The sequence below is a fragment of the Micromonospora sp. NPDC000668 genome (assembly GCF_042897975.1).
GTDB lineage: Bacteria > Actinomycetota > Actinomycetes > Mycobacteriales > Micromonosporaceae > Micromonospora.
Map to the genome: position 1 here is coordinate 1,238,201 of NZ_JBIAYP010000002.1, position 26,354 is coordinate 1,264,554.

General features: G+C 73.2%; 27 protein-coding genes and 1 pseudogene. 15 read left to right on the forward strand and 13 right to left on the reverse strand.

Going from position 1 to position 26,354, the window contains the following annotated elements; genetic code table 11:
* Nucleotides 1-747 precede the first annotated feature (747 nt).
* The 5 genes and pseudogenes from ACFY29_RS15305 to ACFY29_RS15325 all read left to right on the forward strand — a co-directional run bounded on the left by ACFY29_RS15305 (nucleotide 748) and on the right by ACFY29_RS15325 (nucleotide 4,114).
* Nucleotides 748-1,424, forward strand: a pseudogene (locus ACFY29_RS15305) (AfsR/SARP family transcriptional regulator).
* A complete protein-coding gene (gene moaC / locus ACFY29_RS15310; protein ID WP_386986293.1) occupies nucleotides 1,421-1,912 on the forward strand; it encodes a cyclic pyranopterin monophosphate synthase MoaC in 492 nt (163 codons plus the stop codon). The pseudogene ACFY29_RS15305 and the gene moaC overlap by 4 nt, the downstream one beginning before the upstream one ends.
* Nucleotides 1,909-2,379 (forward strand): molybdenum cofactor biosynthesis protein B, encoded by a 471-nt coding sequence (locus ACFY29_RS15315; protein ID WP_386986296.1) that lies wholly within the window; start codon nucleotides 1,909-1,911, stop codon nucleotides 2,377-2,379. Before moaC ends, ACFY29_RS15315 begins: the two co-directional genes overlap by 4 nt.
* A 53-nt stretch (nucleotides 2,380-2,432) precedes the next feature.
* Nucleotides 2,433-3,689 carry a molybdopterin molybdotransferase MoeA gene (locus ACFY29_RS15320; protein WP_386986298.1) on the forward strand — a complete coding sequence of 419 codons (1,257 nt, stop codon included), beginning with the start codon at nucleotides 2,433-2,435 and terminating at the stop codon, nucleotides 3,687-3,689.
* Nucleotides 3,686-4,114 carry a molybdenum cofactor biosynthesis protein MoaE gene (locus ACFY29_RS15325; protein WP_328421939.1) on the forward strand — a complete coding sequence of 143 codons (429 nt, stop codon included), beginning with the start codon at nucleotides 3,686-3,688 and terminating at the stop codon, nucleotides 4,112-4,114. Before ACFY29_RS15320 ends, ACFY29_RS15325 begins: the two co-directional genes overlap by 4 nt.
* Nucleotides 4,115-4,118: 4 nt before the next feature.
* Here ACFY29_RS15325 and ACFY29_RS15330 read toward each other — a convergent pair whose 3' ends face one another.
* Together ACFY29_RS15330 and ACFY29_RS15335 are read right to left on the reverse strand one after the other, a co-directional pair.
* Nucleotides 4,119-5,564 (reverse strand): glycosyltransferase 87 family protein, encoded by a 1,446-nt coding sequence (locus ACFY29_RS15330; protein ID WP_328421937.1) that lies wholly within the window; start codon nucleotides 5,562-5,564, stop codon nucleotides 4,119-4,121.
* A gap of 215 nt (nucleotides 5,565-5,779) precedes the next feature.
* On the reverse strand, nucleotides 5,780-6,325 hold the full coding sequence (locus tag ACFY29_RS15335; protein ID WP_328421935.1) for a DoxX family protein: 546 nt from the start codon (nucleotides 6,323-6,325) through the stop codon (nucleotides 5,780-5,782).
* 134 nt (nucleotides 6,326-6,459) lie between these two features.
* Between ACFY29_RS15335 and ACFY29_RS15340 the strand changes: the two genes are divergently transcribed.
* Complete coding sequence (locus tag ACFY29_RS15340; protein ID WP_355601202.1) at nucleotides 6,460-7,008, forward strand: N-acetyltransferase; 549 nt, start codon at nucleotides 6,460-6,462, stop codon at nucleotides 7,006-7,008.
* 33 nt (nucleotides 7,009-7,041) lie between these two features.
* Here the strand turns inward: ACFY29_RS15340 and ACFY29_RS15345 are convergent, their stop codons facing one another.
* The 3 genes from ACFY29_RS15345 to ACFY29_RS15355 all read right to left on the reverse strand — a co-directional run bounded on the left by ACFY29_RS15345 (nucleotide 7,042) and on the right by ACFY29_RS15355 (nucleotide 9,841).
* Nucleotides 7,042-8,283 (reverse strand): ATP-binding protein, encoded by a 1,242-nt coding sequence (locus ACFY29_RS15345; RefSeq protein ID WP_328421931.1) that lies wholly within the window; start codon nucleotides 8,281-8,283, stop codon nucleotides 7,042-7,044.
* A gap of 134 nt (nucleotides 8,284-8,417) precedes the next feature.
* On the reverse strand, nucleotides 8,418-8,825 hold the full coding sequence (locus ACFY29_RS15350) for a hypothetical protein (protein WP_386986797.1): 408 nt from the start codon (nucleotides 8,823-8,825) through the stop codon (nucleotides 8,418-8,420).
* A gap of 422 nt (nucleotides 8,826-9,247) precedes the next feature.
* The gene (locus ACFY29_RS15355) at nucleotides 9,248-9,841 is read right to left on the reverse strand and encodes a hypothetical protein (protein WP_386986303.1); all 594 of its coding nucleotides are present in this window, start codon (nucleotides 9,839-9,841) and stop codon (nucleotides 9,248-9,250) included.
* Between the two features lie 298 nt (nucleotides 9,842-10,139).
* On the opposite strand from ACFY29_RS15355, the gene ACFY29_RS15360 reads away from it, so the two are divergent.
* The gene (locus tag ACFY29_RS15360) at nucleotides 10,140-11,144 is read left to right on the forward strand and encodes an EamA family transporter (RefSeq protein WP_386986306.1); all 1,005 of its coding nucleotides are present in this window, start codon (nucleotides 10,140-10,142) and stop codon (nucleotides 11,142-11,144) included.
* Nucleotides 11,145-11,154: 10 nt separating this feature from the next.
* A complete protein-coding gene (locus ACFY29_RS15365) occupies nucleotides 11,155-11,808 on the forward strand; it encodes a prepilin peptidase (protein ID WP_386986309.1) in 654 nt (217 codons plus the stop codon).
* Nucleotides 11,809-12,020: 212 nt separating this feature from the next.
* On the opposite strand, the gene ACFY29_RS15370 is transcribed toward ACFY29_RS15365, so the two are convergent.
* From ACFY29_RS15370 to ACFY29_RS15390, 5 genes are all read right to left on the reverse strand, one after another.
* The gene (locus ACFY29_RS15370; RefSeq protein ID WP_386986312.1) at nucleotides 12,021-15,206 is read right to left on the reverse strand and encodes a UvrD-helicase domain-containing protein; all 3,186 of its coding nucleotides are present in this window, start codon (nucleotides 15,204-15,206) and stop codon (nucleotides 12,021-12,023) included.
* Nucleotides 15,207-15,267: 61 nt separating this feature from the next.
* On the reverse strand, nucleotides 15,268-16,512 hold the full coding sequence (locus ACFY29_RS15375; protein ID WP_386986799.1) for a metallophosphoesterase: 1,245 nt from the start codon (nucleotides 16,510-16,512) through the stop codon (nucleotides 15,268-15,270).
* 13 nt (nucleotides 16,513-16,525) lie between these two features.
* Complete coding sequence (locus ACFY29_RS15380; protein ID WP_355601214.1) at nucleotides 16,526-16,780, reverse strand: MoaD/ThiS family protein; 255 nt, start codon at nucleotides 16,778-16,780, stop codon at nucleotides 16,526-16,528.
* A 3-nt stretch (nucleotides 16,781-16,783) separates the two neighbouring features.
* Nucleotides 16,784-17,797, reverse strand: a complete 1,014-nt coding sequence (gene moaA / locus ACFY29_RS15385) for a GTP 3',8-cyclase MoaA (protein ID WP_386986315.1) — start codon at nucleotides 17,795-17,797, stop codon at nucleotides 16,784-16,786.
* Nucleotides 17,794-18,705, reverse strand: coding sequence for a fructosamine kinase family protein (locus ACFY29_RS15390; RefSeq protein WP_386986318.1), 912 nt, complete (start codon nucleotides 18,703-18,705; stop codon nucleotides 17,794-17,796). Before ACFY29_RS15390 ends, moaA begins: the two co-directional genes overlap by 4 nt.
* A gap of 194 nt (nucleotides 18,706-18,899) precedes the next feature.
* On the opposite strand from ACFY29_RS15390, the gene ACFY29_RS15395 reads away from it, so the two are divergent.
* From ACFY29_RS15395 to ACFY29_RS15410, 4 genes are all read left to right on the forward strand, one after another.
* Nucleotides 18,900-19,946 carry a DUF4192 domain-containing protein gene (locus ACFY29_RS15395; protein WP_386986321.1) on the forward strand — a complete coding sequence of 349 codons (1,047 nt, stop codon included), beginning with the start codon at nucleotides 18,900-18,902 and terminating at the stop codon, nucleotides 19,944-19,946.
* A gap of 70 nt (nucleotides 19,947-20,016) precedes the next feature.
* Nucleotides 20,017-20,268 (forward strand): hypothetical protein, encoded by a 252-nt coding sequence (locus ACFY29_RS15400; protein ID WP_328421915.1) that lies wholly within the window; start codon nucleotides 20,017-20,019, stop codon nucleotides 20,266-20,268.
* Nucleotides 20,265-20,663, forward strand: a complete 399-nt coding sequence (locus ACFY29_RS15405) for a hypothetical protein (RefSeq protein ID WP_328421913.1) — start codon at nucleotides 20,265-20,267, stop codon at nucleotides 20,661-20,663. The genes ACFY29_RS15400 and ACFY29_RS15405 overlap by 4 nt, the downstream gene beginning before the upstream one ends.
* 104 nt (nucleotides 20,664-20,767) lie before the next feature.
* Nucleotides 20,768-21,475: a GAP family protein gene (locus tag ACFY29_RS15410; protein WP_386986325.1), complete on the forward strand. Its 708-nt coding sequence runs from the start codon at nucleotides 20,768-20,770 to the stop codon at nucleotides 21,473-21,475.
* 13 nt (nucleotides 21,476-21,488) lie between these two features.
* On the opposite strand, the gene fdhD is transcribed toward ACFY29_RS15410, so the two are convergent.
* Complete coding sequence (gene fdhD, locus ACFY29_RS15415) at nucleotides 21,489-22,355, reverse strand: formate dehydrogenase accessory sulfurtransferase FdhD (protein WP_386986328.1); 867 nt, start codon at nucleotides 22,353-22,355, stop codon at nucleotides 21,489-21,491.
* Nucleotides 22,356-22,573: 218 nt separating this feature from the next.
* Here fdhD and ACFY29_RS15420 point away from each other — a divergent pair, with 218 nt between their 5' ends.
* From ACFY29_RS15420 to ACFY29_RS15430, 3 genes are all read left to right on the forward strand, one after another.
* Nucleotides 22,574-23,293, forward strand: coding sequence for a molybdenum cofactor guanylyltransferase (locus tag ACFY29_RS15420; RefSeq protein ID WP_386986331.1), 720 nt, complete (start codon nucleotides 22,574-22,576; stop codon nucleotides 23,291-23,293).
* Nucleotides 23,290-23,556: a DUF6457 domain-containing protein gene (locus tag ACFY29_RS15425; protein WP_328421905.1), complete on the forward strand. Its 267-nt coding sequence runs from the start codon at nucleotides 23,290-23,292 to the stop codon at nucleotides 23,554-23,556. The genes ACFY29_RS15420 and ACFY29_RS15425 overlap by 4 nt, the downstream gene beginning before the upstream one ends.
* 160 nt (nucleotides 23,557-23,716) lie before the next feature.
* Nucleotides 23,717-24,823, forward strand: a complete 1,107-nt coding sequence (locus ACFY29_RS15430) for a hypothetical protein (RefSeq protein WP_386986334.1) — start codon at nucleotides 23,717-23,719, stop codon at nucleotides 24,821-24,823.
* 7 nt (nucleotides 24,824-24,830) lie between these two features.
* Here ACFY29_RS15430 and ACFY29_RS15435 read toward each other — a convergent pair whose 3' ends face one another.
* Complete coding sequence (locus ACFY29_RS15435; RefSeq protein ID WP_386986336.1) at nucleotides 24,831-25,787, reverse strand: zinc-binding dehydrogenase; 957 nt, start codon at nucleotides 25,785-25,787, stop codon at nucleotides 24,831-24,833.
* A gap of 84 nt (nucleotides 25,788-25,871) precedes the next feature.
* A complete protein-coding gene (locus tag ACFY29_RS15440; RefSeq protein WP_328421899.1) occupies nucleotides 25,872-26,330 on the reverse strand; it encodes an Lrp/AsnC family transcriptional regulator in 459 nt (152 codons plus the stop codon).
* Nucleotides 26,331-26,354 lie beyond the last annotated feature (24 nt).

The window sequence follows — 26,354 nt, forward strand, 5'->3', positions numbered from 1 at the left end:
TGGGAGACGGTTTGTAACGTTCTGTCCGCACTCCTGAGCGCACCGTTGAGGTTCACACTTCCATCAGGAGCCGTTGCTCACCGCCGTAGGTTGGAATCCGATGGGTTGTGTCTGCGTATTCTCCCCAGTCTGACGGCTTCCCCCTGTTGCAGCATCTGGTGTTCGGCCAGAGGTAACAACCTGTTGGGCGTGGTGCTCGTCTGGAATGCCGGGGCAGGCGCAATCAATGGCCCGGCCGGAACTAGGCGTACCCCTGCAGCCTGCGCTGGGGTACGAAAGCCGCAACCTGCAGTAGGCATCCTGCGGCGCGCTGGCCAGGCTGGGTCGTTTGCCATCGATGAACGTTCCCGTCAGGTTGGCATCGGCCCGTTACGTTCGGTGCCCGTAAGCTTCGTCGCGTGAGCGACTGAATACTCCGCTGGAGCAGGGGGGCGAGTGGAGATTCAACTTCTGGGCGGCCTCTCGGTGCAAGTGCCCGCGCGCAAGGTGCACCTTGGTACACCCAAACAGCAGGCCGTTTTTGCGATGCTCGCAGTCCAGCCTGGTCAACTGGTGCTGAACGACCTGGTCGACGAGTTGTGGCCCGCCGGCCCGCCGCCTTCTGCTGTTGCGAATGTCCGTACCTACGCCGCCAATCTGCGCCGGACGTTCGAGAGTTTCGAGTCCGGCCGGGGAGTCATCGTCCGGCAGCAAACGGGTTACCGACTCGTCCTGAGGCCGGATCTGATCGACGTATTCCGTTTCGAGATGGAACGCCGCGCAGGTCGGGAAGCCCTGACGGTCGGCCGTCCGGACCGCGCCCTGGAACTGCTGGGGCGTGCCGTGGCGCGGTGGCAGGGGCCGATGCTCGCCGGCATCCCGCTCGGGCCCGTGCTCACCGCGCGCACCGTGGCCGCCGAAGAGGAGCGGTTGTTGGCCGTGGAACTCCTCGCCGACGTACAGCTGAGGTCGGGACGGGACGACCTGGCGATCCCGATGCTGCGAGAGGTCGTCGTGCGTCACCCTCTGCGGGAGCCGGCGTACGTCCTCCTTATGCGGGCGCTCTACGAGCGGGCGATCATGCAGGAGCGCTCATCGTCTACGACGAGATCCGGACGAGGCTGGCGGCGGAACTCGGAGTCGACCCGGGGACCGACATGCAAAGTCTCTACCGCACGATCGTCACGGCCGCTCTGCCTCGGCACCCGGCGAACAGCTCCGTATCCCAGCCGGCTGCCCGGGGTGAGCTCTCCGCCCCGAGCGCACCCGCTCCGGCGGGTGTCCCGATGCCCCACGGATCACGGCGACCCGACCCGGTGGATCATCTCCCCCGAGCGGTGACCGACTTCGTCGGTCGGGAGGACGTGTTGTCGAGCTTGCTGGCGGAGACGCGGCGGGTGGAGGATCGCGTCCCGGCCGTGCACATCATAGGCTCACGACCGTGACCGAACCCGCGCAGCTCAGCCACATCGACCGCGCTGGCGCGGCCCGCATGGTCGACGTCTCCGCCAAGGCGGTGACCGGCCGGCTGGCCGTCGCGGCGGGCCGACTGCGGACCACGCCCGAGGTCGTCGACCTGCTGCACCGCGACGGGTTGCCCAAGGGCGACGCGCTGGCGGTCGGCCGGCTGGCCGGGATCATGGGCGCCAAGCGCACGCCGGAGCTGATCCCGCTCTGCCACCCGATCGCCCTGCACGGCGTCACCGTCGACCTGCAGTTGACCGCCGACACCGTGGAGATCACCGCCACCGCCCGCACGGCGGACCGGACGGGAGTGGAGATGGAGGCGCTCACCGCGGTCGCGGTCGCCGGTCTCGCCCTGGTCGACATGGTCAAGGCGGTCGACCCGGCGGCCTCGGTGGAGGCGGTCCGGGTGCTGCGCAAGGAGGGCGGCAAGACCGGCGAGTGGGTCCGACCGGAGGACCGGCCGTGATCCGGGCGCGGGTGATCGTCGCGTCCAACCGGGCCGCGGCCGGCGTCTACGCCGACACGAGCGGCCCGCTGCTCGTCGCCGGTCTCCTCGAGCTGGGCTGCCAGGTCGACGAGCCGGTGGTGGTGCCTGACGGTGAGCCGGTCCGCACGGCCCTGGAGGACGCCCTCGCCGATGGCGTCGATGTGGTGCTGACCAGCGGTGGCACCGGGGTCACCCCGTCGGACCGGACACCGGACGTGACCCGGGCACTGCTGGATTACGAGATTCCCGGCATCGCCGAGGCGATCCGTGCGTACAGCCGCGACCGGGTGCCCACCTCGGTGCTTTCCCGCGGTCTGGCCGGGGTGGCCGGCCGGATGTTGGTGGTCAACCTGCCCGGCTCGACCGGTGGCGCCCGGGACGGGCTGGCCGTGCTCGGGCCGATCCTCGGGCACACCGTCGACCAACTTCGCGGCGGAGACCACTGACCGGTCCGCGGCCAGGCCCGGCGGGTGTCGGTCCATCCCGATAGGCTCGGCCGGTGAGCACGGAAACCGCACCAACAGCGGACCGGGTCGCCGCGCCCCTGCCGGCCGGGTGGGAGGAGGCGCGGTCCCGGGTGTACGCGGTCGGCCTGGCCGCCGCGCTTCCCGCCGTCGCCCGGCCACTGGTCGACGCCGACGGGCTGACCCTGGCCGAGCCGCTGACCACCCGCACCGACCTGCCGGCCTTCCCCACTTCCAGCGTGGACGGCTGGGCGGTGCGCGGCGCCGGCCCGTGGCGCGTCGTCGGCCGGGTGCTGGCCGGCAACACCCCCGCGCCGCTCACCGAGGACGGCACGACAGTCGAGATCGCCACCGGTGCGATGGTGCCCGACGGCGCCACCGCCGTGCTGCGCGTCGAGGAGTCCACCACCACCGACGGCCTGGTCAGCGGCACCCTCCGGGAAATGCCGGAGTGGCGGCAGCCGGGCGAGGAGGCGTACGCCGGCGAGGATCTCTTGCCGGCCGGCACGCCGGTCGACCCGGCGGTGATCGGTCTGGCTGCTTCCTGCGGGCACGACACGCTGCTGGTCCGGCGGGCGCCGCGCGCCGCGCTGCTGGTGTTCGGCGACGAGCTGCTCACCGCGGGGCCGCCGGCAGCCGGCCGAGTCCGGGACGCGCTGGGTCCGGCGGTGCCCGCGTGGCTGCGCCGGTACGGCTGCCAGGTTCGTGGGTCCGACGTGGTCGGCCCGGTGGCCGACACGCTGCCCGCGCACGTGGCGGCCCTGCGCGCGGCGCTGGCCAACGCCGACCTGGTCTGCACCACCGGTGGCACGATGAACGGTCCCGTCGACCACCTGCACCCGACCCTGGAGGCGCTCGGCGCCGACTACGTCGTCAACACAGTGGCGGTGCGGCCCGGTTTCCCGATGTTGCTGGCCCGGCTTGCCGGCCACGACGGGCGGGTCCGGTTCGTCGCCGGGCTGCCGGGCAACCCACAGTCCGCCATCGTCGCGCTGGTGTCGCTGGTCGCCCCGCTGCTCGCCGGACTCCAGGGTCGCCCGATGCCGGTGCTGCCACAGGTCACGCTGGCCGAGGCGGTGCCCGGTCGTGGCGACCACACCCACCTGGCCCTGGTCCGGCTGGACCGGGCCGCCGGCACCGCGTACCCCGTGCGGCACGTCGGTTCGGCGATGCTGCGCGGGCTGGCCGGCGCCGACGGGTTCGCCGTCATCCGGCCGGGCACCAGCGGCGAGCCGGGCGACCGGGTGCCGATCGTGCCACTGCCGTTGCTGCCCGGGGAGCGTGCGTCGTGACCGCGCCGGCCATCACCTTCGGCGAGGTCACCGACCAGCCGCTCGACCTGGCCACGCACGAGGCGGCGGTTGCCGACCGGCGGGCCGGCGCGGTGGTCTCCTTCCAGGGCGTGGTCCGCGACCACGACCACGGCCGTCCGGTGGTGAGCCTGGAGTACGAAGGGCACCCGAGCGCCGCACAGGTGCTGCGCGAGGTAGCGGCCGAGATCGCGGCCGAGCCCGACGTCTACGCCGTGGCGGTCTCGCACCGGGTCGGTCCACTGGTGATCGGTGACGTGGCGCTGGTCGCCGCCGTGAGCACCGCGCACCGCGCAGCGGCCTTCGCGGCCTGCGCCCGGCTCGTGGACGAGGTCAAGGCGCGGCTGCCGATCTGGAAGCGGCAGGTCTTCGCCGACGGCACCGAGGAATGGGTCAACTGCCCCTGACCGCTCAGCGGCGGCCGTTGACCGCCATGGGCCGGGCGAGCCGATCGCCGTAGAACGCCGGCTCGGCACCAGGGCGCCAGGGCAGCGCGGCGACCAGCACGATCAGCGCGAGCGCGAGCGAGTTCTCCATCAGCGCGCCGAACAGACCGTCCTGGTAGTGCGACATCTCCGGCAGTTGGTGCTCGTACGGCCAGATCGGGGAGATCAGGAAGAGCAGGTAGAGCCCGATCGCGGCGACGCCGTGCCGGAGCCCGGTCAGCGTGGGGTACCAGATCGGCGGCCGGAGCCCGTTGAGCCCCGGCAGCCCGCCGAACGTCAGGCCCTGGCCGGTGCGCTGCGCCAACCCCCGGCTCGCCTCTCGGCGGCGCACCGCGGCGTCGCCCAGCACGATGATCGCTGGGATCACCCAGACCAGGTGGTGCGTCCAGGAGATCGGGCTGATCACGTTGGCGGTCAGACCAACCAGCGTGAACGCGGTCAACTCGTCGCCGTCGGCGCGTGAGCTGGCCGCCCGGGACAGGCCCAGCGCCAGGATCAGCACCGAGAAGGAGAGCCAGAGCAGCCCGGGGGTCTCGATCGAGTCGTACAGCCGGGCAAGCAGTCCGGCGAGCGACTGATTCGGCGTCATGTCCGCCGCGCCGACCCGCTCGGTCTGCCAGAGCACGCTGCCGAAGTACGCCCGCGACTCGTCGCCGACGATCGCGAAGGTCCCCACCGTCACGCCGATCGTGGTGCCGATCGCGGTGGCCGCCACCCGCCACTGGCGGGTGATCAACAGGTAGCCGATGAACAGCGCCGGGGTGAGCTTGACTGCGGTGGCCAGGCCGATGCCGGCACCGGCCCAGGCGCCGCCATAGATGAAGCGCAGCAGGGGGCCGTCGGTCGCGGCGTAGTGGGTGCCCCTGCGGGAGCGCCAACGCAGCCCGATCAGGTCGGCCATGATCAGCGCGAACAGCAGGATGTTGACCTGGCCGTAGCCGAGGGTTTCCCGGCCCGGCTCGATGGCTATCGCCAGCGGCACCGCCAAGGCCACGCTGAACCACAGTGGCCAGGCCAGCCGGTCCACGATGGGGCGGAGCAGCCCGGCCAGCACCAGCGCCAACGCGGCGATGCTGGCGAGGGCGTTGACCATCCCGGCCGCGCCGATCGGCAACTGTGCCATCGGCAGCATGACCAGGCCGCCGAACGGCGGGTAGGTGAAGCCGAGGGTGGTGCCGGGCGCGATGAACTCGTAGAGCTCGTGACCGCTCGCCCACCACACGACGGCACCGTGGTAGATCTTCATGTCGAAGAAGCTGTACGGCCGCCCGAACGCACCGATGGCGAGCCATGCGGCGTAGGCGACGGCGGCCACGATGGCACCCCGTACGACATTCCTGCGATCGATCCCACGCGTCACGCGTCGGACTGGGGCGAGGCGGTCCGCCCGACTACCGACGGTCGTCGGCATGGCGCGGCCACCTCCATACCAAGGTCGTCCTACCCGTCCAGGTCCTGCACGGAGCCTAGAACGGCGCCTCACGTCAGTGCCTCCCGCGTTATGCGACCGTGTCCGATCCCACACATGTTTTTGACATTTCCACCGCGTTAACGCCTACCGGGCGGTTCAGGTAATTCGCGGCCTTAGCGGGGGGTGGGGATGGCGCGAGAGGGTATCGACGCAGGTCAGCCGGGGAGTCGACGAGCGGTGGAGGCGGATCGGACGGCGATCCGAGCGTCCCGCCGGGCGGTGCGGACGGCGCGTTGCACAGAACGTCGAGAGTGGCCGATGCGATGACCGGTCCGCCAACGCAGACCCGGCTTGCCGCCGGTGTCCGCCGCAGCGAGCAGCAGGCCGCCGAAGATGCCGAGGTTTTTCAGGACGTGGACCTGGTTGTTGTTCCGGGCGACCGGGTCGTCGTTGTTCCAGAAGGGATGCCCGGCGATGGTCACCGGCACCAGCGTGCCGGCGAGGACCAGCGCGGCGGGTCGGCTGAATCGCCCGGTGGCCAGCATCAGGCCGGCGCTGACCTGCACCAAGGCGTTGAGCCGGATCAGCGTCTCGGTCTCGGTGGGGATGCTCGGGTGTGCCTTCTGCAGGAGCGGCGTGACCTTGTCGGTGACCGGCTTGGCTGCCGCCGCCAGCCGTTCCGGGTTGCGGAAGTTGCGGTACCCGCTGACCACGAAGATGCCGCTCAGCATGGCGCGGGCTAGAGAGCGTACGGGCGTCATGGATCAGTCATACCCCGTCGCGGCCTTTGCTACCCCGGCAACCGCCGGATCCGGATCGGTGGTCATGCACATGCGCCACGCCGATTCGAGCGACCATCGCTGATGGACCGGCCGTGACGGGTAACGTCGCGCGGGTGACCACGCTGCGGCTACGACCCGAGGATCCGGCCGACGCCGGCCCGGTGCGTCGGGCGCTGGCTGCCGCGTTCGCCCGGCCGGACGTGGCGACCCCGCCGGAGGTGGGCCTGGTCGACGAGCTGCGGGGCACCGCGGCCTGGCTGCCGGAGCTGGCCATGGTCGCCGAGTACGGCGGCGAGGTGGTCGGGTACGCCCTGCTCAGCCGGGTGCGGGTCCGACCGGATCGGGGCGCCGACGCCCCAGCCCTGGCGCTCGGCCCGGTGGCCGTCGCGCCGCACCGACAGCGGGTCGGGCACGGCACGGCGGTGGTGCAGGCCGCTCTCGACGCTGCCACCGAGCTGGGCGAGCGCCTGGTCGTGGTCCTCGGTGACCCGGCCTTCTACCGCCGGTTCGGCTTCGTCGCGGCCAGCGAGCTGGGGCTGACTAGCCCGTGGGCCGGTCTCGGTGAGCCCTGGCAGGCGCTCGTGTTGCCGCCGTCCACCAGCGAGGAGGGGCCACCACCGCGCGGCGAGGTGATCTTTCCGGCGCCCTGGTCGCAGGTCTGACGGCGCCGGCCTCGCGATTCCCGGGGGGCCGGGTCAGACCGGCTGGGTGCGCAGGTACCGGCCGAAGTGCGGGACGGTGAAGGCCACCGTGCCCCGCTCACCGGAGTAGATCAGCCCCTTCTTGATCAGCGCGTCCCGAGCCGGGGAGAGGCTGGCCGGCTTGCGGCCGAGTGCCCGGGCGATCTCGGCGGTGGGTACCGCGGCGTCCATGTCGTCGCGGACCACGCCCCCGGACTCGCCCTCCACCAGAGACAGCGTGGCCATCGCCCGCATGTACTCACGCTCGGCGGGGGTGGCCCGCTCGAACCGGGAGCCGAAGAAGCCGACCGCCAGCTCGGCTTCCGCTTCCGGTGCGGCGACCCGGACGTCGGCCGCCGTGATCGGCGAGCGCGGAGCATGGTCCCAGGTCGCCTTCCCGTACGCCTGGACGAAGTAGGGGTAGCCACCGGACTTCTCGTAGAGCAGGTCGAGCGCCTTCTGCTCGTACTCCACCTCCTCGCGCTCGGCCGGCGCGCAGAGCGCCTGGTCGGCGGCGATCCGGTCGAGCCGGTCGATGCGCTGGTAGCGGAACAGCCGCTCGGAGTACGACTTCGCGGCACTGAGCACGGCTGGCAGGTGCGGCAGGCCGGCGCCGACGACGATCAGTGGCGCGCCGAGCTGGGACAGCTCGTGGCAGGCGGCGCAGAGCGCCGACACGTCCTCCGGGCCGAGGTCCTGCATCTCGTCGATGAAGACGGCGATGCCGGTGCCCACGTCGCTGGCCACGGCGGCGGCGTCAGTGAGCAGCTCGACCAGGTCGATCTCGATGTCGCCGGAGTCGGCTCGACCGCTGGCCGCTGGCACGTCGATCCCGGGCTGCCACCGGTCGCGCAGCTTCGGGGCGGCACCGGCACGGCCGGTCGGGGCGGACCGCTGGGCGAACGCCTTGAGGACCCCGAGGAAGGCGTCGATCCGGTCGGGCGCGCGGTGTCGGGGGGCGAGCTCCCGGACCGCCATGTGCAGCGCGGCGGCAACCGGGCGACGCAGCGACTGGTCCGGCCGTGCCTCGATCTTGCCGCTGCCCCACAGTCGGTTGATCGCCTGCGACCGGAGGGTGTTGAGCAGGACGGTCTTGCCGACGCCGCGCAGCCCGGTGAGCATGAGGCTGCGTTCGGGGCGGCCCCGGGCGATGCGCTCCAGCACGATGTCGAAGACGTCCAGCTCCCGCCCCCGCCCGGCGAGTTCGGGCGGGCGCTGGCCGGCGCCCGGTGCGTACGGGTTGCGGACCGGATCCACGCATCGCACAGTATCGGGCCATCTAGCGGCGAGGCTAGACATGGATAGATGGGGCTACCGGCGTGTCGGGGCCGTCGACAAGAAACTAGGGCTGTCTAGCGTCCACGCTAGACTGCCCTAGTTTTGGCTACCGGCTACCGCTTCTTCAGACAGAGCACGTAGTCGAACAGGTCGACCGAGTTGTCGTGCACGTAGTTCGCGGTGGCCTGCGGCGCGAGCGTCTCGCACCGGTCGCCGTCGCTCGTCGCCGGAATCCGCAGCAGCACCTGGTAGGTGTTCGGGCCGCACGGCACCTTGCGCAGCTCCGCGTCGTCCTCGGTGCCTTCGTTGACCACGCAGTCGCCCTTGGCGAACTCAACCTCGCTCGGGCTCGGCGCTGCCGGCGTCGGCGCGTCGCTGGGCAGGGCCGGCGGTACGGCCCGCGCGCTCGCCGACGGTGCGGGCGCGCCGTTGCTGTCGGCGTCGGCGGCCTTCCAGACCGCCCAACCGGCCAGGCCGAGGCACGGGCAGAGCAGGAGCAGCACCACCAGCGCGATGATCAGGGCGACCTTCCCGCCGGTCTTCTTCGCTGGCGCGGCGGGCGGCATCCCGTACCCACCGGGTGCGGGCTGGCCCCACGGCGCCGCCGGCTGGCCCGGTGTCGGCCCGGCCGGCGGGAACGGCCCGGGTGGCGGTGGGTATCCGGCGCCGGAGCTGGGCGGCGGGTAGCCCGCACCGGAGCTGGGCGGTGGCGCCCAGCCCGGACCGGCGGGCGGCGGGTAACCCGGGCCCGAGGCCGGCGGCTGACCCCACATGGGCTCGGTTGGCGGCTCCGCGCCGGCCGGTGGCGGGCCCCACTGCGGCCGGGTCGGGTCAATCGGTGGCGAGCCGTCGGGGCCGGTCGCCGGGCGTTGGTACGGGTCGTCCGGCTGCTCGGAACCCGATGGTCCGTAGGTCGTCATGTCATCCCCAGGGGTGGGTGGTCTCAGCGCTGCTTCAGGCAGAGGACGAAGTCGAGGGTGTCCAGCTCGCTGTCGAAGAAGTACCAGTTGGTGTAGCCCTCGACCTTGGCGCACTTGGCCTCGGCGTCCGGCTCACCATTGGTCGCGCCGTCGATCCGGTGCAGCACCTCGTACGACTTCGGGGCGCAGCCGCTGATCAGCAGCTTGGGCTTGCCGCCGGCCGCACCATCGTTACGGACGCACTGGCCGACCTTGACGAACCGCGGGTCGGCCGACGACTCCGGCGCTGCGGCGCTCGGTGCCGGCTCGGCCGGTGCGGTGGCGTCCGCGCTGGGCTCGGCGGCGACGGCCGAGCCGGTCGGTGCGGTCGACGGGGCCGGATCGTCCGGTCCGCTGAGGAACCAGAACGCACCGCCGCCGGCCACCACCAGCAGCAGCACGATGGCCAGCACCGCGATCAGCGGACCTCGACCGCGCCTGCCCGGGGTCGGCGACGGATCTCCGCCGTACGGACCGTTGGGCCGGTACGGCTCCCCGCCGTACGCCGGGGCCGCCTGCGTCGGCCGGTAGGACCCACCACCGTAGGAGCTGCCAGGACCACCGCCGTACGGCCCCACCGGTGCACCGCCGTAGGACCCGTCGCCATATGACCCGGGCCGTCCCTGGACTCCCGGAGGGTAGGCCTGAACCGACGGCGGGTAGGTCTCGGGCACCGGCGGGTACGGCTGCTGTGCAGGCGGGTAGGGCTGCTGAACGGGCCGCCCCGATGTCTCGTCGGGTCGTTGCCCACGCCACGGTCCCGGGACGCCGCCACCCGGTGGTCCGTAGTTCGTCATGCCGCCCTCCTGCACGAGTGGTGAGGCCGGCCACCAAAGCAAGACGCCGACTCCGAGGTCACCGTAGCGTGGTCCACCGATGACCTCATCTCCACCGAGTGCCGCCGGCCTGGCCGGCCGTCGCACCGACGCCGCACCGACCCTGATCTGGACCGCGTTGATCGTGGTCTACCTACTCTGGGGCTCCACCTATCTCGGCATCCGGATCGCCGTGGAGTCGCTGCCCCCGCTGACGTCGGCCGCGCTGCGGTTCGCCGCCGCCGGCCTGGTGCTGGCGGCGGTGCTGCGACTGCGCCGAGGACCGAGCGCGCTGCGGGTAGACCGCCGGCAACTAGGCTCCGCCGCGCTGGTCGGAGTGCTCCTGCTCGCCGGTGGCAACGGCCTGGTGGTGCTCGCCGAGTCCGGGCCGCCGGGAGTGGCGGTACCGTCCGGGATCGCCGCACTGCTGGTGGCTACCGTGCCGCTGCTGGTGGTGCTGCTGCGCTCCGCCACCGGGGACCGCCCCCCGATCTGGACGTTCGCCGGGGTCACCCTGGGCTTCGTCGGTCTGGTCCTGCTGGTGCTGCCCGCCGGAAGCGCGGACGCGGTGCCGCTGGTCGGGGCGTTGACCGTGGTCGCGGCGGCCACCTCCTGGTCGGTTGGGTCGTTCCTGTCCGGACGGATCCGGATGCCCGCCGACCCGTTCGTCGCCACGGTGTACGAGATGATCGCTGGCGCGCTGGTGCTGGCCGTGGTCGCCGCCGGCCGGGGCGAGCTGCGCGACTTCCACCCGGCAGAGGTCAGCACCCGGTCCTGGCTCGCGCTGGCCTACCTCATGGTGGCCGGCTCGCTGGTGGCCTTCACCGCGTACGTCTGGCTGCTGCACAACGCGCCCCTCTCGCTGGTCTCGACGTACGCCTACGTCAACCCGGCCGTCGCGGTGGCGCTCGGCGCGCTACTGGTGGCCGAGCCGATCACTCCGCAGGTGCTGCTCGGCGGTGCGGTCATCGTCGCCGGGGTGGCCCTGGTGGTGACCACCGAACGTCCCCGCCGGTCGGGCGCAGCACCGCGATCGGGGGCGGTACGGGTGGGCGACCGCCGGTAACGTCCGGCCCATGTCGGCCGCAGCGCTGGTGCCGGTCGCGCTGGTCGGCGCGCTGGTTGGCCTCGTCGTACCCTCGCTGGCCCGGCGCTTCACCACCCCGCCGGAGCTGACGAGGGCCGGTCTTGAGCCGCGGCCCGGCGGGTGGGCGTGGCTCAGCCCGGTGGTGGCGGCCGTGGTGTTCGCAGGGCTCGCCGTGGCACGGGGTGACGACCCGGCGCTACCGGTCTTCCTCGCGGTGGCGGCCGTGGGACTGGTGCTGGCCGGGATCGACCTGGCCTGCCTGCGGCTGCCCGATCCGCTGGTCCTCGCCGCCGGATTGCTGGCCCTCGGCGGTCTGACCGGTACGGCGCTGCTCGCCGGCACCCCCGGCCGGCTGCTCGGCGCGCTGGCTGGTGCGGCGGTCGCCGGCGCGGCGCACCTGCTGCTCGCCCTGCTGCCCGGCTCACGGTTGGGCTTCGGAGACGTGAAGCTCGCCGCCGTCCTCGGCCTGCCGCTCGGCTGGCTCGGCCGAGACGCACTGCTGGCCGGCCTGCTCCTGCCACACCTGCTGCACGGCGGCGTGGTGCTCGGCCTGCTCGCCGCCCGGCGGGTGCGCCGGGACACCCTGCTGCCACTCGGGCCAGCCCTGCTCGCGGGCGCCTGGCTCGCAGTCCTCCTCGGCTGACCCGCCGACCGACCGCTGACGGTCCCGCCAGCCTGCGCCGGCCCGCGCGCAGCCCGGCCCGGCGATCTCACTGTGGGTGCGCCGTTGCCGGCGCTCGCATGAAGAAGCGCGATACCTCAGAGGTATAAATATGACTCTGAGGTATCACGCTCATCGCTCCGTTCCTACCCGGCCGGTTGTCGCTGGCAGTCGGGAAAGGGGAGCGGGGATTGTCAGATGAGGCGGAGCTGACGGTCTTTGGGACGTCGGGGCTCGGTCTCGCCGAACCGCTCGAACAAGCCGGGGTCGATGACGCCGAGGAACGGTGACGGTGCGCAGTCGCGTTCCGCGCCGTGCCGGGTGCGGCGGGCGGCGTGGCTGACGTACAGGCGGTCCTGGGCCCGGGTCAGGCCGACGAAGAAGAGCCGCCGCTCCTCGGCCACCGCGTCCTCGTCGGGCGTCGAGCCCGGCCAGCGCAGCGGCAGCAGCCCGTCCTCAGCGCCGACCAGGAAGACCACCGGGAACTCCAGGCCCTTCGCGGCATGCAGGGTGAGCAGCGTGACCGCCTCCGCGCGCGGGTCGAGCGCGTCGACCTCCGCGCCGGTTGCCAGCTGCGACAGGAACGTCTCCAGGTCGTCGCCGCAGCGTCGGGCCAGCGGGGTCAGCAGGTCCACCGCGGAGCGGACGTCCTCGGGACGGCCCGCGACGGCGCCGTCCAGGGTGGGCACGGCGAACCGCTCGGCCACGACCTGGCCGGCCAGCCGGACCCGGGCGGCCAACGAGCCCGCCAATCCGTCGGCGTGCCGCAGTTCGCGGGCGATGGCCGCCACCCCGGGCCGGTCCCGCAGCCGGTCGTGTGAGCGCTTCTGTACCGGAATGTTGGCCCGGGTCAGCGCGTCCACGATCGGCGCGGCCTGCGCGTCGGTGCGGTACAGCACAGCGATGTCGGAGAACGACAGGGAGGTGGACCGACCGTCGATCCGACCCGAGTCCAGCGACCGGTGGGACAGTCCGCCGACCAGATCGTCGACGGTACGGACCACGAAGTCGGCCTCCTCGGCGACGGACGCCGCAGGGTAGCGGCCGACCAGTGGCGCCTCCGGGTCGAGCCGGGCCGGGTCCAGCCGTCGGCCACGGACCAGCGAGGACGGCGCGATGGCCTGCACCGCAGCGGCCAGGATCGGTGCCGAGGAGCGGTAGTTGCGGTTGAGCCGGACCAACCGGGCGTCGGTGAAGTCCTGGGAGAAGCGCAGGAAGTAGCCGACGTCGGCGCCCCGGAACGAGTAGATCGCCTGGTCCGGGTCGCCGATCGCGCAGAGGTTGCCGTCGGCGGGGCTGAGCAGCCGCAGCAGCTCGTACTGCACGGCGTCAACGTCCTGGTACTCGTCGACGAAGATCCACCGCCAGCGGTCCCGGTACCGCCCGACCAGCTCCCGGTCGGCCCGTAGCAGCTCCACCGGCAGGCTCACCAGCTCGTCCAGGTCGACCAGGTCCTGTTTGCGCAGCAGTGCGACGTAGCTCGCGGGGTCGTCGCCGGCCTCCGACCGGGCCGCCGCCCGCTCGGCGTCGTCGGCGATCCGGAAGGCCGCCGGCAGGCCCGCCGCGTCGGCGTTCTCGCGCAGGATGGTCAGCCCCAGCGCGTGGAAGGTGCCCACGGTGACGTCCTCGGCGACCGGGCCGAGCAGACCGTCGAGGCGGTGCCGCAGCTCCTCGGCGGCCCGGCGGGTGAAGGTGATGGCCAGGCAGTGCTCGGGAAAGACGTTCAGCTCCGCGCAGAGGTACGCGATCCGGTGGGTCAGCGTCCGGGTCTTGCCGGTGCCCGGGCCGGCCACGATGAGCAGCGGGCCGCCGGGCGCGGAGGCGGCCACCCGCTGCATCGCGTCCAGCCGGTCCAGCAGGCCGGTGCCGACCTCCTCCATGCCCGCGAGCATCGGCTCGAACGGCTCGTGCGGTGACGGCGGTGACGCGATCGGCGGGGCGGGTGCTGGGGCGGTCTTGCGCTTCGGCTCCGCCTTCGTCGCCGCAGGGCGCTTCACCTTCGCCGCCGGCTCCGCGGGTCGCCGCTGCGCCGGCACCGGTACGTCGAACAGCGTCTCCTGGGCTGTGTCGGCACGGACACTCAGCTCCGCCGGGTCGAAGAGGGTGATCACTCCGTACTCGCCGTCGTAGCCCGGCACCCGGCGCACGTCGCCGCGCCGCAGCCGCCCGATGCCCTCCGCGAGCAGCTCACCGCCGGCCTGCGCGATGTCGGTCAACGGTGTCGTGGTCAGGATCTCCAGCTCGGGGCCGAGCGCGGCGAGCAACTCGTTGAGCCGTCCCTCGACCTTCTTCGACCGGGCGCCCACCTTGTTGATCTCGCCGAGGATCTCGGCCAACTGCACCAGGTGGGTGACCTCCCGAGCGTGCGCCGGCCGGTGCCCCTCCGCGCGGTCGGCCAACTCCTCGACCCGGCTGAGGACGCCCACGGTGAGCGGCTTGCCACACTCGGGGCAGCGTCCGCCGGCGGCCCTGGTCCGCTCCGGGGACCAGGTGACCCCGCACAGCCGGTGCCCGTCCGCGTGGTACTTGCCTTCCTCCGGGAAGAACTCGATGGTGCCGGCCAGACCGTCGCCGGTCCGCAGCGCCTCCCGGACGGCGAAGTAGTCCCGCTCGGCGGTCAGCACGGTCGCCTCGCGGCCCAGGGCCGGCGGGGAGTGCGCGTCCGAGTTGGAGACCAACTGGTACCGGTCGAGGCTGCCGACCCGCCAGTTCATCGCCGGGTCGGAGGAGAGACCGGTCTCCACGGCGAAGATGTGCTCGGCCAGGTCGGCGTAGCAGTCGGCGATCGCGTCGAAGCCGGACTTCGAGCCCAGCGCGGAGAACCACGGCGTCCAGATGTGCGCCGGGACCAGGTAGCCGTCCGGGCTCGCCTCGAGGGTGATCTCCAGCAGGTCCCGGGAGTCCAGGCCGAGGATCGGCCGACCGTCGGAGCCGAGGTTGCCGATCCGGCCGAGCGCGGCGTTGAACCGGGCCACCGCATCCAGGTCGGGCAGGTAGATCAGATGATGCACCTTGCGGGTCCGGTCGTCCCGCTTGTAGATGGTGGAGATCTCCACGCTCAGCATGAACCGGACCGGGTTCGCCTCCGCCGTGCTGGCGAGTCGAGGCGGCAGTCGGCGGGCGATGTCCCGCTCCGCCTCCGGGTCGAGCCGGTAGAGCCCCGGTTCGGCCGGGCGCAGTGTCTCCCGCAGGTGGTCGTACCAGGCGGGGTGGGTGAAGTCTCCGGTGCCGAGCAGGGCGATGCCCTTACGCCGGGCCCACCAGGCGAGGTTCGGCAGGGTGAGGTCGCGGCTGCACGCGCGCGAGTACTTCGAGTGGATGTGCAGGTCCGCGACGAATGGCGGTAGGCCACCGGGGGGTACGGCGCTGAACGGGGGCACGCCGCATCCTGTCACGCCCGCTGCGCCGGCCGCCTGCCGCCACGCGCGGACGTGACGTCCGCTATGCCGAGCGCAGCTCGACGAGGGTGATCTGCGGTTCGGCCCCGACCCGGACCGGCGGACCCCAGAAACCGGCGCCGTTGGTCACGTAGACCTTGGTGCCGTCGACCTCGCCCAGCCCGCTGACCACCGGCTGTTCGAGTCGGACGGCCAGGTTGAACGGCACCATCTGCCCGCCGTGGGTGTGCCCGGACAGTTGCAGGTCGACGCCGTACGTGGCCGCCTCCACCGCCGCCAACGGCTGGTGCGCGAGCAGGATCACCGGCCGGCTCGTGTCACGGTCGGCGAGCGCGGCGGCGAAGTCCGGCCCGGCTGCGAGGCCGGTGCCCGTGCCGGACAGGTCGTTCACGCCGGCCAGATCGAGCACGCCGCCCCGGGCCTGGATCTCCTGCCGCTTGTTCTGCAGCACCCGCAGGCCGAGCCGGTCCACCTCCTGGACCCACTCCTCCACCCCCGAGTAGTACTCGTGGTTGCCGGTGACGAAGAAGCTGCCGTAGCGGGAGCGCAGGTCGCGAAGCGGCGCGGCGGCCGAGCCCAACTCGGCGACCGAGCCGTCGACCAGGTCACCGACGACCGCCACCAGGTCGGCGTCGAGCCGGTTGATCGCGGCGACGATCCGCTCGGTGTGCGCACGGCCGCGCAGCGGGCCGAGGTGGATGTCGGAGACGGTCGCGATGCGCAGGCCGTCCATGCTGCGCGGGAGCTTTGCGAGCGGAATCCGCACCCGGTCCAGCTGGGGCGGGCCGAGCGCGGTGCGTACTCCGTACCCCGTGAGGCCGGTGGCGGTGAGGCCGGCGAAGATGGCGGCCCCGCGGGCCAGCAGCAGCCGGCGGGCCGGGTCGTGGTCCGGTGCCGCGACGGCGCCGACGGCCGGCGGCTCGGTCGGCCCGGCGGCCCCGACCAGGACCGGCTCGGGCGCGGCGGTGGTCGGCTCGGCGGCGATCACCCGGCGGCGCAGCACCAGCCGGGTGACCAGCATCGGCACTTCCAGCACGACGAGCAGGACCAGCAGGTAGAACATCAGCGCGAGCCACAGGTAGCCCGGCCAGGCCAGCCAGTAGAGCCCGGCCTGGGTCCCGGCGAGGGTGATCGGCACGAGCAGCGCCAGCACCAGGGCGGCTATCCCGCCGATCCGCCGCCAGCGGCCCGGCGTGGTGGTGTCCCGAACCAGCCGCTGCCACAGGTAGAGATGGATGAGACCGGTGATCAGCGCCAGGACGGCTACGAAACCCACAACCGCCATTATCTGTGCGCCTCCATCAGCCGCCCGCGAACGGGGGCAGGACATCGATCGTGGCCCCGCCCGGCAGGGGTGCCTGACGATCATGACAGGTCACACCGTCCACGAGGAAACTCGCCACTCGCAGTACGGCGGCGAGTTGGTCGCCGTGCCGCTGGGCCAGCTCGACGGTGAGGTCGTCGAGTGACCGGCCGGCGGGGGTGACCTCCTCGGCGCGGCCGGCGGCGGCGCGCGCGCCCGCGAAATAGCGGATGGTCAGCGGCGTCGGGTCCACGACTCAGCCGCCGATCGCCGACATCGGGCGGGTCGGCTGGAGGAAGGTGGGGTCGTCGATGCCGTGTCCGGCGCGCTTGCCCCACATGGCGGTGCGCCAGCGTCGCGCCAGCTCGTCGTCGTCCGCCCCGCCGCGCAGCGCGGCACGCAGGTCGGACTCCTCGGTGGCGAAGAGGCAGGCGCGGACCTGGCCGTCGGCGGTCAGCCGGGTGCGGTCGCAGTCGCCGCAGAAGGGTCGGGTGACGCTGGCGATCACCCCGACCCGGGCCGGGCCACCGTTGACCAGCCAGGTCTCCGCCGGTGCCGCGCCGCGTTCGGTCGGGTCAGGGCTGAGGTCGAAGTGGGTACGCAGGGACGTCAGGATCTCCTCGGCGGTGACCATCGAGTTGCGGTCCCAACCGTGCTGGGCGTCCAGTGGCATCTGCTCGATGATCCGCAGTTGGTAGCCGTGGTCCACGGCGAAGCGGAGCAGAGCCGGTGCGTCGCCGTCGTTGACGCCGCGCATCAGCACAGAATTGATCTTCACGGGGGCGAGCCCGGCGGCTGCGGCCCCGGCCAGCCCGGCGAGCACCGCGTCCAACCGGGGACGGCGGGTGAGCTGGGTGAACCGGGCCGGGTCCAGAGTGTCCAGCGAGACGTTGACCCGATCGAGGCCGGCAGTGCGCAGCGCCGGGGCGAGCCGATCCAGGCCGATGCCGTTGGTGGTGAGCGAGATCCGCGGGCGCGGCTCCAGCGCGGCGACCGCGGCCACGATGTCGAGCAGCCCGGGCCGGATCAGCGGCTCGCCGCCGGTGAACCGCACCTCGGTCACGTCGAGCCGCTCGACCGCCACCCGGACCAGACGGACGATCTCCTCGTCGGTGAGCAGCTCAGGGCCCGCCAGCCAGGGCAGACCCTCGGCCGGCATGCAGTAGGTGCAGCGCAGATTGCACTTGTCGGTGAGGGACACGCGCAGGTCCCGGGCGACGCGGCCGTACCGGTCGACGAGGACGCCGTCGGTCCGCGGGGCGACGCTCACCTGTCGACCGTAGCGCGCTCGGGCCGGCCGAGGGCGGCACGGGCGTTCTGGATGACCGCGTCCCGGTAACCGCCGCCGAAGAGCGCGGTGTGCACGAGCAGCAGGTGCAGCTGATGCAGCGGCATTCGTGCCCGCCAGCCCTCGGTCAACGGCCAGCTCTCCCGATAGGCGGCCAGCACCCGGTCCAGGTGCGGGAGGCCGCCGAAGAGCGCCAGCTGGGCGAGGTCGGTCTCCCGGTGGCCGCCGTGCGCCGCCGGGTCGACCAACCAGGCCCGGTCGTGGCCCCACAGCACGTTGCCCGGCCACAGGTCGCCGTGGATGCGGGCCGGTGGCTCGTCCCCGCCAAACTCGCCGACCCGACCGATCACCTGCTCGACCAGCTCGGCGTCAGCGCTGCTCAGTGCGCCTTCGTCGACCGATTGCCGCAGGTAGGGGACGAGTCGTCGTTCGGCGAACCACGTCGACCAGGGGCCGTCGTCGGGGGTGTTGTCCTGCGGGAGAGCCCCGATGAAACCGGGCCAGGTCGCACCGAAGGTTGGTGCGCCGGCCCGGTGCAGGCCGGCCAGCTCCCGGCCGAAGCGCTCGGCCGCCTCCGGCGTCGGCTCGCCGGGCTCCACCCAGTCGAGCGCCAGCAGGTCGGGCAACGCCACGATCACCTCGGGTACGGCGACCGTGCCGGTCTCCCGCAGCCAGCGCAACCCGGCCGCCTCGGCGTCGAAGAAGCCCTCCGGTGCCGGCCGGCCGGCCCGCTCCGGCCAGGACTTGGCGAAGACCGAGTGACCGTCGTCCAGGGTGAGCCGGGCGGCGGCGCAGATGTCCCCACCGGCGACCGGCGTCTCCCGGATCCGCTGGTGGGTCAGGAACGTCGGCAGGTGTGCTGGGTGCGCGCGCAGGTACGCCAGGTCCATCAGCGCACGGTAACCGCTCCCCACGACACAACGGTGCCGCCCGAACACATCGGCTCGGTTCCCGGCGCCACAGGTCGCTTCCGAGTACGTCTTGGTACGCGGTGAGCAGGGACAACACGGTGAGTGACTGTGGATAACTCGCGTGTCGTCCACAGGGGCGGCGAAGCCGTACCACCGCGTCGCAGGCTCCCGGCATGACCTCGACCGAACGCCCCCGGCTCGCCGTCCGCTCACCCGCCGACCTGCTCGCCGCCGTGCCGTACCTGCTCGGCTTCCACCCCGCCGACAGCGTGGTCGCGGTGGCGCTGCGTGGACGGCAGATCATCTTCGCCGCCCGCGCCGACCTGCCCGATCCGTCGGCCGACCCGGTCGAGCGAGCCCAGCACCTGGCCGGGGTGATCCACCGGCAGGGCGCGGAGGCGGCGACCGTGGTCGGCTACGGGCCGCCCGACCGGGTGACGCCGAGCGTGGACGCGGTGCGCGCCGCCCTGACCGGCGCCGGGTTGGACGTGCTCGACGCGCTGCGGGTGACCGATGGTCGCTGGTGGTCCTACCTCTGCGCCGAGGCCGACTGCTGCCCGCCCGAGGGCCGGCGCTACGACCCGGCGGCCAACCCGGTGACCGCCTCGGCGGTCTTCGCCGGCCAGGTCGCGCTCCCCGACCGGGCCGCCCTTGCGGCACAGGTGTCGCCGGTGGACGGCCCGGCCCGGGACGCGCTGCGCGCGGCCACCGTCCGGGCTGAGCGGCGACTGACCGAGCTGGTCGAGCAGGCGCCTGCGAGCGACCTGCTCGGCGGCCGGGCGCTGCGCTCCGCCGGGGTGGCGGCGGTCCGCGAGGCGCAGCGCCGGCAGCGGCGCGGCGAGCGGCTCGACGACGACGAGGTGGCCTGGCTGAGCCTGCTGCTGACCCACCTGCCGATCCGCGACCACGCCTGGGAACGCACCGACGGTCGGGACCGGGACATCGCCCTCTGGACCGACGTGCTCCGCCGGGCGGAGCCGGGGTTGACCGCCGCGCCTGGCGCGCTGCTGGCGTTCGCCGCCTGGCGGGCGGGGCAGGGGGCACTGGCCGCGGTCGCGCTGGAGCGTGCGTTGAGCCTGCACCCCGACTACTCGCTGGCCCTGCTCCTGGACGACCTGCTCCGACGCGGCGTGCCCCCATCGGAGCTGGACGGCTGGCCGTCCGTCGGCCTGCCCGGCGTGGTCCGTCCCCACAAGCGGGGCCGACGTGGCCGCCGCTGACCGGCAACGCCCAGCGCCCACCCCGGCCGGTAGCACCGCCGGTGCTACCGGTTTCGCTAGGCTTGTTGACATGACCGCGAAACGTTCCGTCAGTCTCCCCGACGATGTCGCCGACTGGCTCGACCGGCAGCCCAACGTCTCGGCCGCGATCACCGCGGCGGTCCGGGCCCAGATGGCCGGCGCGCACCTCGACGAGGTGCTGCGGCGAGCCGGCATCGAGGTCACCGAGGCGGGCAAGGCGCGATGGCGGGGGCGGCTGGCGACGCCCATCCCGGCGGACGCCCTGGCTGAGGGGCGGCGGATGCTGGGTGACGCCGGATGAGTGATCGGATCGCGGCTGTGTTGGACGCGTCCGCGTTGACCGCCTACGCCGAGGGCAACGTTTCGGTGGGTGAGTTGATGGCGGAGGTCGCCGACGAGGGACGGCAGGTGGCCGTCCCCGCCGCCTGCCTGGCGGCCGCGTACGCGGGCACTGCCGACGAGGTCGGCGCCGCGCTGCTGGCCCTGCTGATGACCGCCCCGGTGGTCCGCCTGCTGCCACTCGACGCCGACGACGTCCGAGCCACGGGCATGCTGGCCCGCGCCGTCGACGGCGACATCTCGCTCGGCCACGCCGCCCGTGCGGCGCTCACCTACCGGGCGCACTACGCGACCGCGCAGCCCAAGGAGGCGGCGAAGGTACTGCCGGCCACGTGGAGCATTCTTGAACTTGACTGACGCGTCCGTCGAACGATGTACGCGTCTCTCCTGTCCACGGCCGACTCGGCGGAGCAGCCACCACCGGACAATGATCTCGTGTCCGAACTCCGTACCGGTACGACATGACCGTCGCGTTGCTGCTGTCGCTGGCCGGGCTGGCGTTGGTGGACAGCACCAGCATCGGCACCCTCTTCATCCCGGTCTGGTTGCTGCTCGCGCCCGGGCCGGTCAGCGTCCGGCGGATCCTGACCTATCTCGGGACGATCGCCGCCTTCTACCTCGCGGTCGGGCTGCTGCTCGTGTGGGGTGGCAGCAGGTTGGCGGACGTGCTGGGCGGGGCCACGGACAACCGCGGTGTGCTCTGGGCGCAACTCGTCCTGGGCGTGGCGCTTCTCGCGCTCAGCTTCCGCTACGACGGCAAACGGCGCCCGCGTACCGGCGGCGTGCTGCGCTGGCGGGACCGGGCCACCGCGGGGGACTCCTCCGCTCGCTGGTTGGCCGGGCTCGCGCTGCTCGCCGCCCTGGCCGAGGTGGCGACCATGCTCCCGTACCTCGGCGCGGTGGGCCTGTTGGCCACCTCGGGGGTCGGCACGGCGACCGTGGTGGCCCTGCTCGCCGGATACTGCCTGGTCATGGTGTTGCCGGCGGTGCTGTTGCTGCTTGCCAGGGTGGCCCGCCCGGCGTTGGTCGAGCCGGTGCTGGCCCGGCTGAACGCCTGGATCATCACGAAGGCGGGCAGCGCGCTGGGCTGGCTCCTCGGCATCGTCGGGTTCCTGATCGCCCGCGACGCCGCAGCCCGGCTGGAGCTGTTCGACCTGCTCAGCCGCTGACGATCCGCCCGCGTCAGGCCGGCTGCTCCACCGTGATCCGGTGCGCGCCGGCGTAGACGTTCATGGTCCGGCCGCGCAGGAACCCGACCAGTGTCATCCCGGCCTCGTCGGCCAGTTCCGCGGCGAGGGTGCTCGGGGCGGAGACCGCAGCCAGCAGCGGCAGCCCCGCCATCCACGCCTTCTGCGTCAGCTCGAAGCTGGCCCGGCCGGAGACCAGCAGCAGGTGCCCGGCCAGCGGCAGCCGGCGTTCCCGCACCGCCCAGCCGATCACCTTGTCCACGGCGTTGTGCCGGCCCACGTCCTCTCGAAGCACCACCAGCTCTCCGGCGGCGGTGAACAGCCCCGCCGCGTGCAGCCCGCCGGTCCGGTCGAAGCCGCGCTGGGCAGCGCGCAACTGGTCGGGCAGTTCGGCGAGGAGGGCGGCCGGCACGGTGAGCGGATCGGCCGCGACCGGGAACAGCGAGCGGGTGCGGACGGCGTCGATGCTGGCCTTACCGCAGACCCCGCAGGAACTGGTCGTGTAGAAGTTGCGAGACGGGTCGGTGGTCGGTTCCGGCACGCCGGGGGCGAGCACCACGTCCATCACGTTGTACGTGTTCGGTGTCTCCGCTCCGGCGCAGAGCTGGGCGGTGAGCACGTCGTCGGTCGACCGGATCAGCCCCTCGGTCAGCAGGAACCCGATGGCCAGGTCCAGGTCGTCCCCGGGCGTGCGCATGGTGACCGCGAGCGGCCGTCGCCGGCCGGGACCGGCCGCGCCGACCCGGATCTCCAGCGGCTCCTCCACGGCCAGGCTGTCCGGCCGGCGGACGGACCCGCGCCCGTCGGCCATCGCGTCCAGGTCGATCCGGAGTACGCCCCGTCGGTCAGTCGCCCGTCCCATCCCGCCATCCTGCACCCCGCGCCGGTACGCCCGCACGGCCACCGGCCACCACCGGGCATTCGGCATCGGGCGTCGGAGGCGCTGCTGCACGGCGTCCTGCGCCTGCAGGAGAAGATCGCCGCCACCGGCCACGGGGCACCGGTCAGCGGCACCGGCCACCGGGCTCGGGCAGCCGGCACCGGCCACCGGACCGGCGTCGGCACGGCTACCGTGGCCGGGTGGGGACATACGCCGCCGTGGTGCTCGCGGGTGGGGCCGCCCGGCGGATGGGCGGGGTGGACAAGCCCGCGCTCCCGGTCGGCGGCCGGCCGATGCGCGACCGGGTGCTGGCCGCCGTTGCCGATGCCGCGCCGCGGGTACTGGTCGGCCCGGCCGACGCCGTCCCGGACGGGGTGCGGGTCACCCGGGAGGATCCGCCCGGCGGGGGACCGGTCGCCGCGACGGCGGCCGGGCTGGCGCTGCTCGACCCCGGTACGACACTGGTCGCGCTGCTCGCCGCCGACCTGCCGCTACTCACCCGCGCCGCGATAGGCGAGCTGCTGACCCACCTCGCCCCGGCAGGTGGCACGGCCCACCTCGCACCGGCCGGGGGCACGGCCCACCTCGCACCAGCCGGCGGCACGGCCCACCTCGCCCCGGCAGGCGGCACCAGCCCTCCCGCCCAGGAACCCGACGCCAGCCTGCCTGATGGGGCGTGCTTCGTCGACGCGGACGGGCGGCGGCAGTCGCTCTGCGGGGTGTGGCGGGTCGCCGCGCTGCGGGCCGGGCTGGACCGGCTGGCGGCCGAGCGGGGCGGCACTCTGGCCGGGGCTCCCGTCCGGGCGCTGCTGGCCGACCTCGTCATCCGGGAGGTGCCCTGGTCCGGCGACGGCCCGCCGCCCTGGTTCGACTGCGACACTGACGAGGACGTACGCCGGGCGGAGGAGTGGGCGCGATGACGGTGATGGACGACTGGGTCACGGCGGCCTGCGCCGAGTTGGACCTGGACCCGACCCAGGTGCCCGTGCCGGCGGTGCTGGATCTGGCTCGCGACGTCGCCCACCAGGTGCTGCGGCCGGGGGCGCCGGTTTCCGCGTACCTGCTCGGGCTGGCGGTGGGCCGGGGAGCCGACCCGGCGGACGCTGCGGCCCGGCTCAGCGCACTGGCGGGCAGTTGGCCGGTCGAGTTGGGCGCCGACCCTGCCGATCCGACGGCGTCCTGACCTTCGGGCGGCAGCCGGAGCAGGTGCTTCTCCGCACCCCGGCCGGGCAGCCGTTCGGGGGCGAAAGCACTGCCGCGCGATGCCGTTGTCCGATCCCGGTCCGGGCTGATCGGGCCGTCAGGCGACGTGGGTAGGGTGATCGTGACGGACGGAGGCGATCATGACGGCTGACCACCCCTCGGCGCCGGACGGTGAGCTGCCCGGCGGTACAGCCGAGCCGGCGGAGTCGATCCTGCTCGACGAGCCCAGCACCACAGACCTGCGGGCCAAGGTGACCGAGGCGTGGCGGGAGTTCGCCCGCGCGCTCGCCGTACGACTGCGGGAGTTGCCCGCCGACGCGCACCTTGAGCTGACCCTGGACCCCACCGCCTCCGGGACCGGGGACGCCGTCTACTCGATCAGTGTCGACGTGGACGGCGACGGCTCGTTCTCCGCCCGGGCGGTCGGCAACGCCACCCTGCCGCCGGGCTACCGGCTGGACCGCGCCGCGGTGGCGGACATGATCGCGCTCGGCTGGTCCCCGCCCGGGGTGGTGGCCGGCTCCGGCGGTTCCTTCGGGCTGGACGGTACGACGGCGGAGGCGGCCCGGATCGCCGCGCTGCTCGCCCGGACGCTGCGCGACGTCTACGGTGCCCCGCACCCGGCGTTCCTCGTCTACATCGTGCATGACGCCGAGGGCGAGCCACTGGCCGTGGAGCCGCTGGGCACCGCGCGCAGCGAGTTCGGCCCGGACGCCGACGTCGAGGGGGACCTGGAGGAGGCGCTGGCCGAGGCGGCTGCCTCGCAGGTCGAGCGGGACGACGTGCTCGACCTGGCCGATCGGGTCCGCACCGTGGTCTCCACCATGTTGAAGTCCGACAGCGACCGGTTGCAGGTCGACTCGGACGGGGACATCAACATCCGCGCCGGTTCGGCGATGGTCTTCGTCCGGGTGCGGGACAACCCGCCCCTGGTGGACGTCCTCTCCCCGGTGCTCACCGAGGTCGAGCCGACCGAGCGGCTCTACGTGAGGCTCTCCGAGCTGACCAACCGGATGCCGATCGGCCGCCTCTACTGCGCCGACGACACGGTCTGGGCGTCCATCCCGGTCTTCGGCCGCAACTTCCAGGCGACCCACCTCATGCTGGCGGTGCAGGTGATGACCGGGCTCGCCGACGAGTTGGACGACCGGCTGCACGGCGAGTTCGGCGGCAAGCGGTTCTTCAGCGAGGGCGACAAGCCGGTCCGCCGCGACGAGTCCGAGCACCGTACCGGCATGTACCTCTGAGCGCGGTTCAGGAGACGTCCAGCAGGGTCTTGCCGACTGTCGCGCGGGACTCGATGGCGGCGTGCGCGTCGGCGGCACGCTCCAGCGGGAAGCGCTGGCCGATCAGCGGTCGGAGCCGGCCGGCCGCCGCGTCCGCCAGCGCCTGATCGGTGTACGCCCGCATCCGCGCGGGCGGCACGTCCGGCCGGACCAGCGTGATCTGCCGGGCCGTGGCGTCCTCCGCCGACACCGGGGACCACTCGCCGCTGGCCAACCCGAAGCTGACCATGCGGCCACCCGGGGTCAGCAGCTCGAACGCCGTCCGGGCGACCGCCCCGCCGACCCCGTCGAGCACCACGTCGACCCCGCCCACCGCGTCCGGGATCCGGTCGGCCCAGCCCGGCACGCGGTAGTCGACCGCCAGTTCGGCACCCAGCCCGGGCAGCAGGTCCACCTTGCCCGGCCCACCGGCCACACCGATCACCCGCGCGCCGGCCCGGGCTGCGAGCTGCACCAGGAGGCTGCCCACGCCGCCCGCTGCCGCCTCCACCAGCACCCGGTCGCCGGGGCGGACGCCGACCGCGTCGACCAGCATGGTGGCGGTACGTCCGTCGGCCAGCAGCGCCACCGCGGCGTCCAGCGCCAGTCCGGCCGGCACCTCGAAGAGGGCGGACGCGTCCACCGCCGCGCGTTCGGCGTATCCGCCGGAGCCGCCGGTGGCGCTGACCACCCGCCGCCCGGTCAGTGCCGGGTCGACGTCCGGCCCGACGGCGGCGATCACCCCGCCGACACCGTTGCCGGGGATCAGCGGTGGGGTGACCCGGAACGGCCCGGGGCGGCCGGAGCGCAGCTGGGTCTCGACGAAGGTGATGTTCGCGTGCGCGACGTCGATCAGCACCTGGCCGGGGCCGGGTGTCGGGTCGGGTGCCGTGCCGGGTACCAGCGCTTCGGGCCCGCCGAACTCACGTAACCAGACTGCCCGCATGACATCCTCCTCGGCCGTGGTGGGTGGGCGTGGTGCCCACACGCCACGACCATCTCAACTCCTCAACCGGGCTTGAGGTCAAGGTCAACGGCTGGAGGGACCAACGCCGGGGGATTCGACCAGGCGGGAGAGCACGATGGTGCTCCGGGTGGAGGTCACGAACGACTCGGCGCGCAGCCGCTCCAGCGCGGCCTCCAGGTGGGCGATGTCGGCGGCGCGCAGATGCACGAGCGCGTCCGCCTCGCCGGAGACGGTGTACGCGCCGACCACCTCCGGGTGTCGGCGGGCGGCCACGCCGATCTGCGCCGGGGTGGTCCGGCCGGCGCAGAACAGCTCGACGAACGCCTCGGTGGTCCACCCGACGGCGGCCGGATCAACCACGGCCGTGAATCCCCTGATCACGCCGGTCGCGCGTAGCCGGTCGACGCGGCGCTTGACCGCCGGGGCAGAGAGTGACACCCGGGTGCCGATGTCGGCGTACGACGCACGGGCGTCGGCGACGAGCAACGCAATGATCCGCTGGTCTACCGCGTCTATCTGCAACGTTCCGCCTCTGGGAAGCAATGG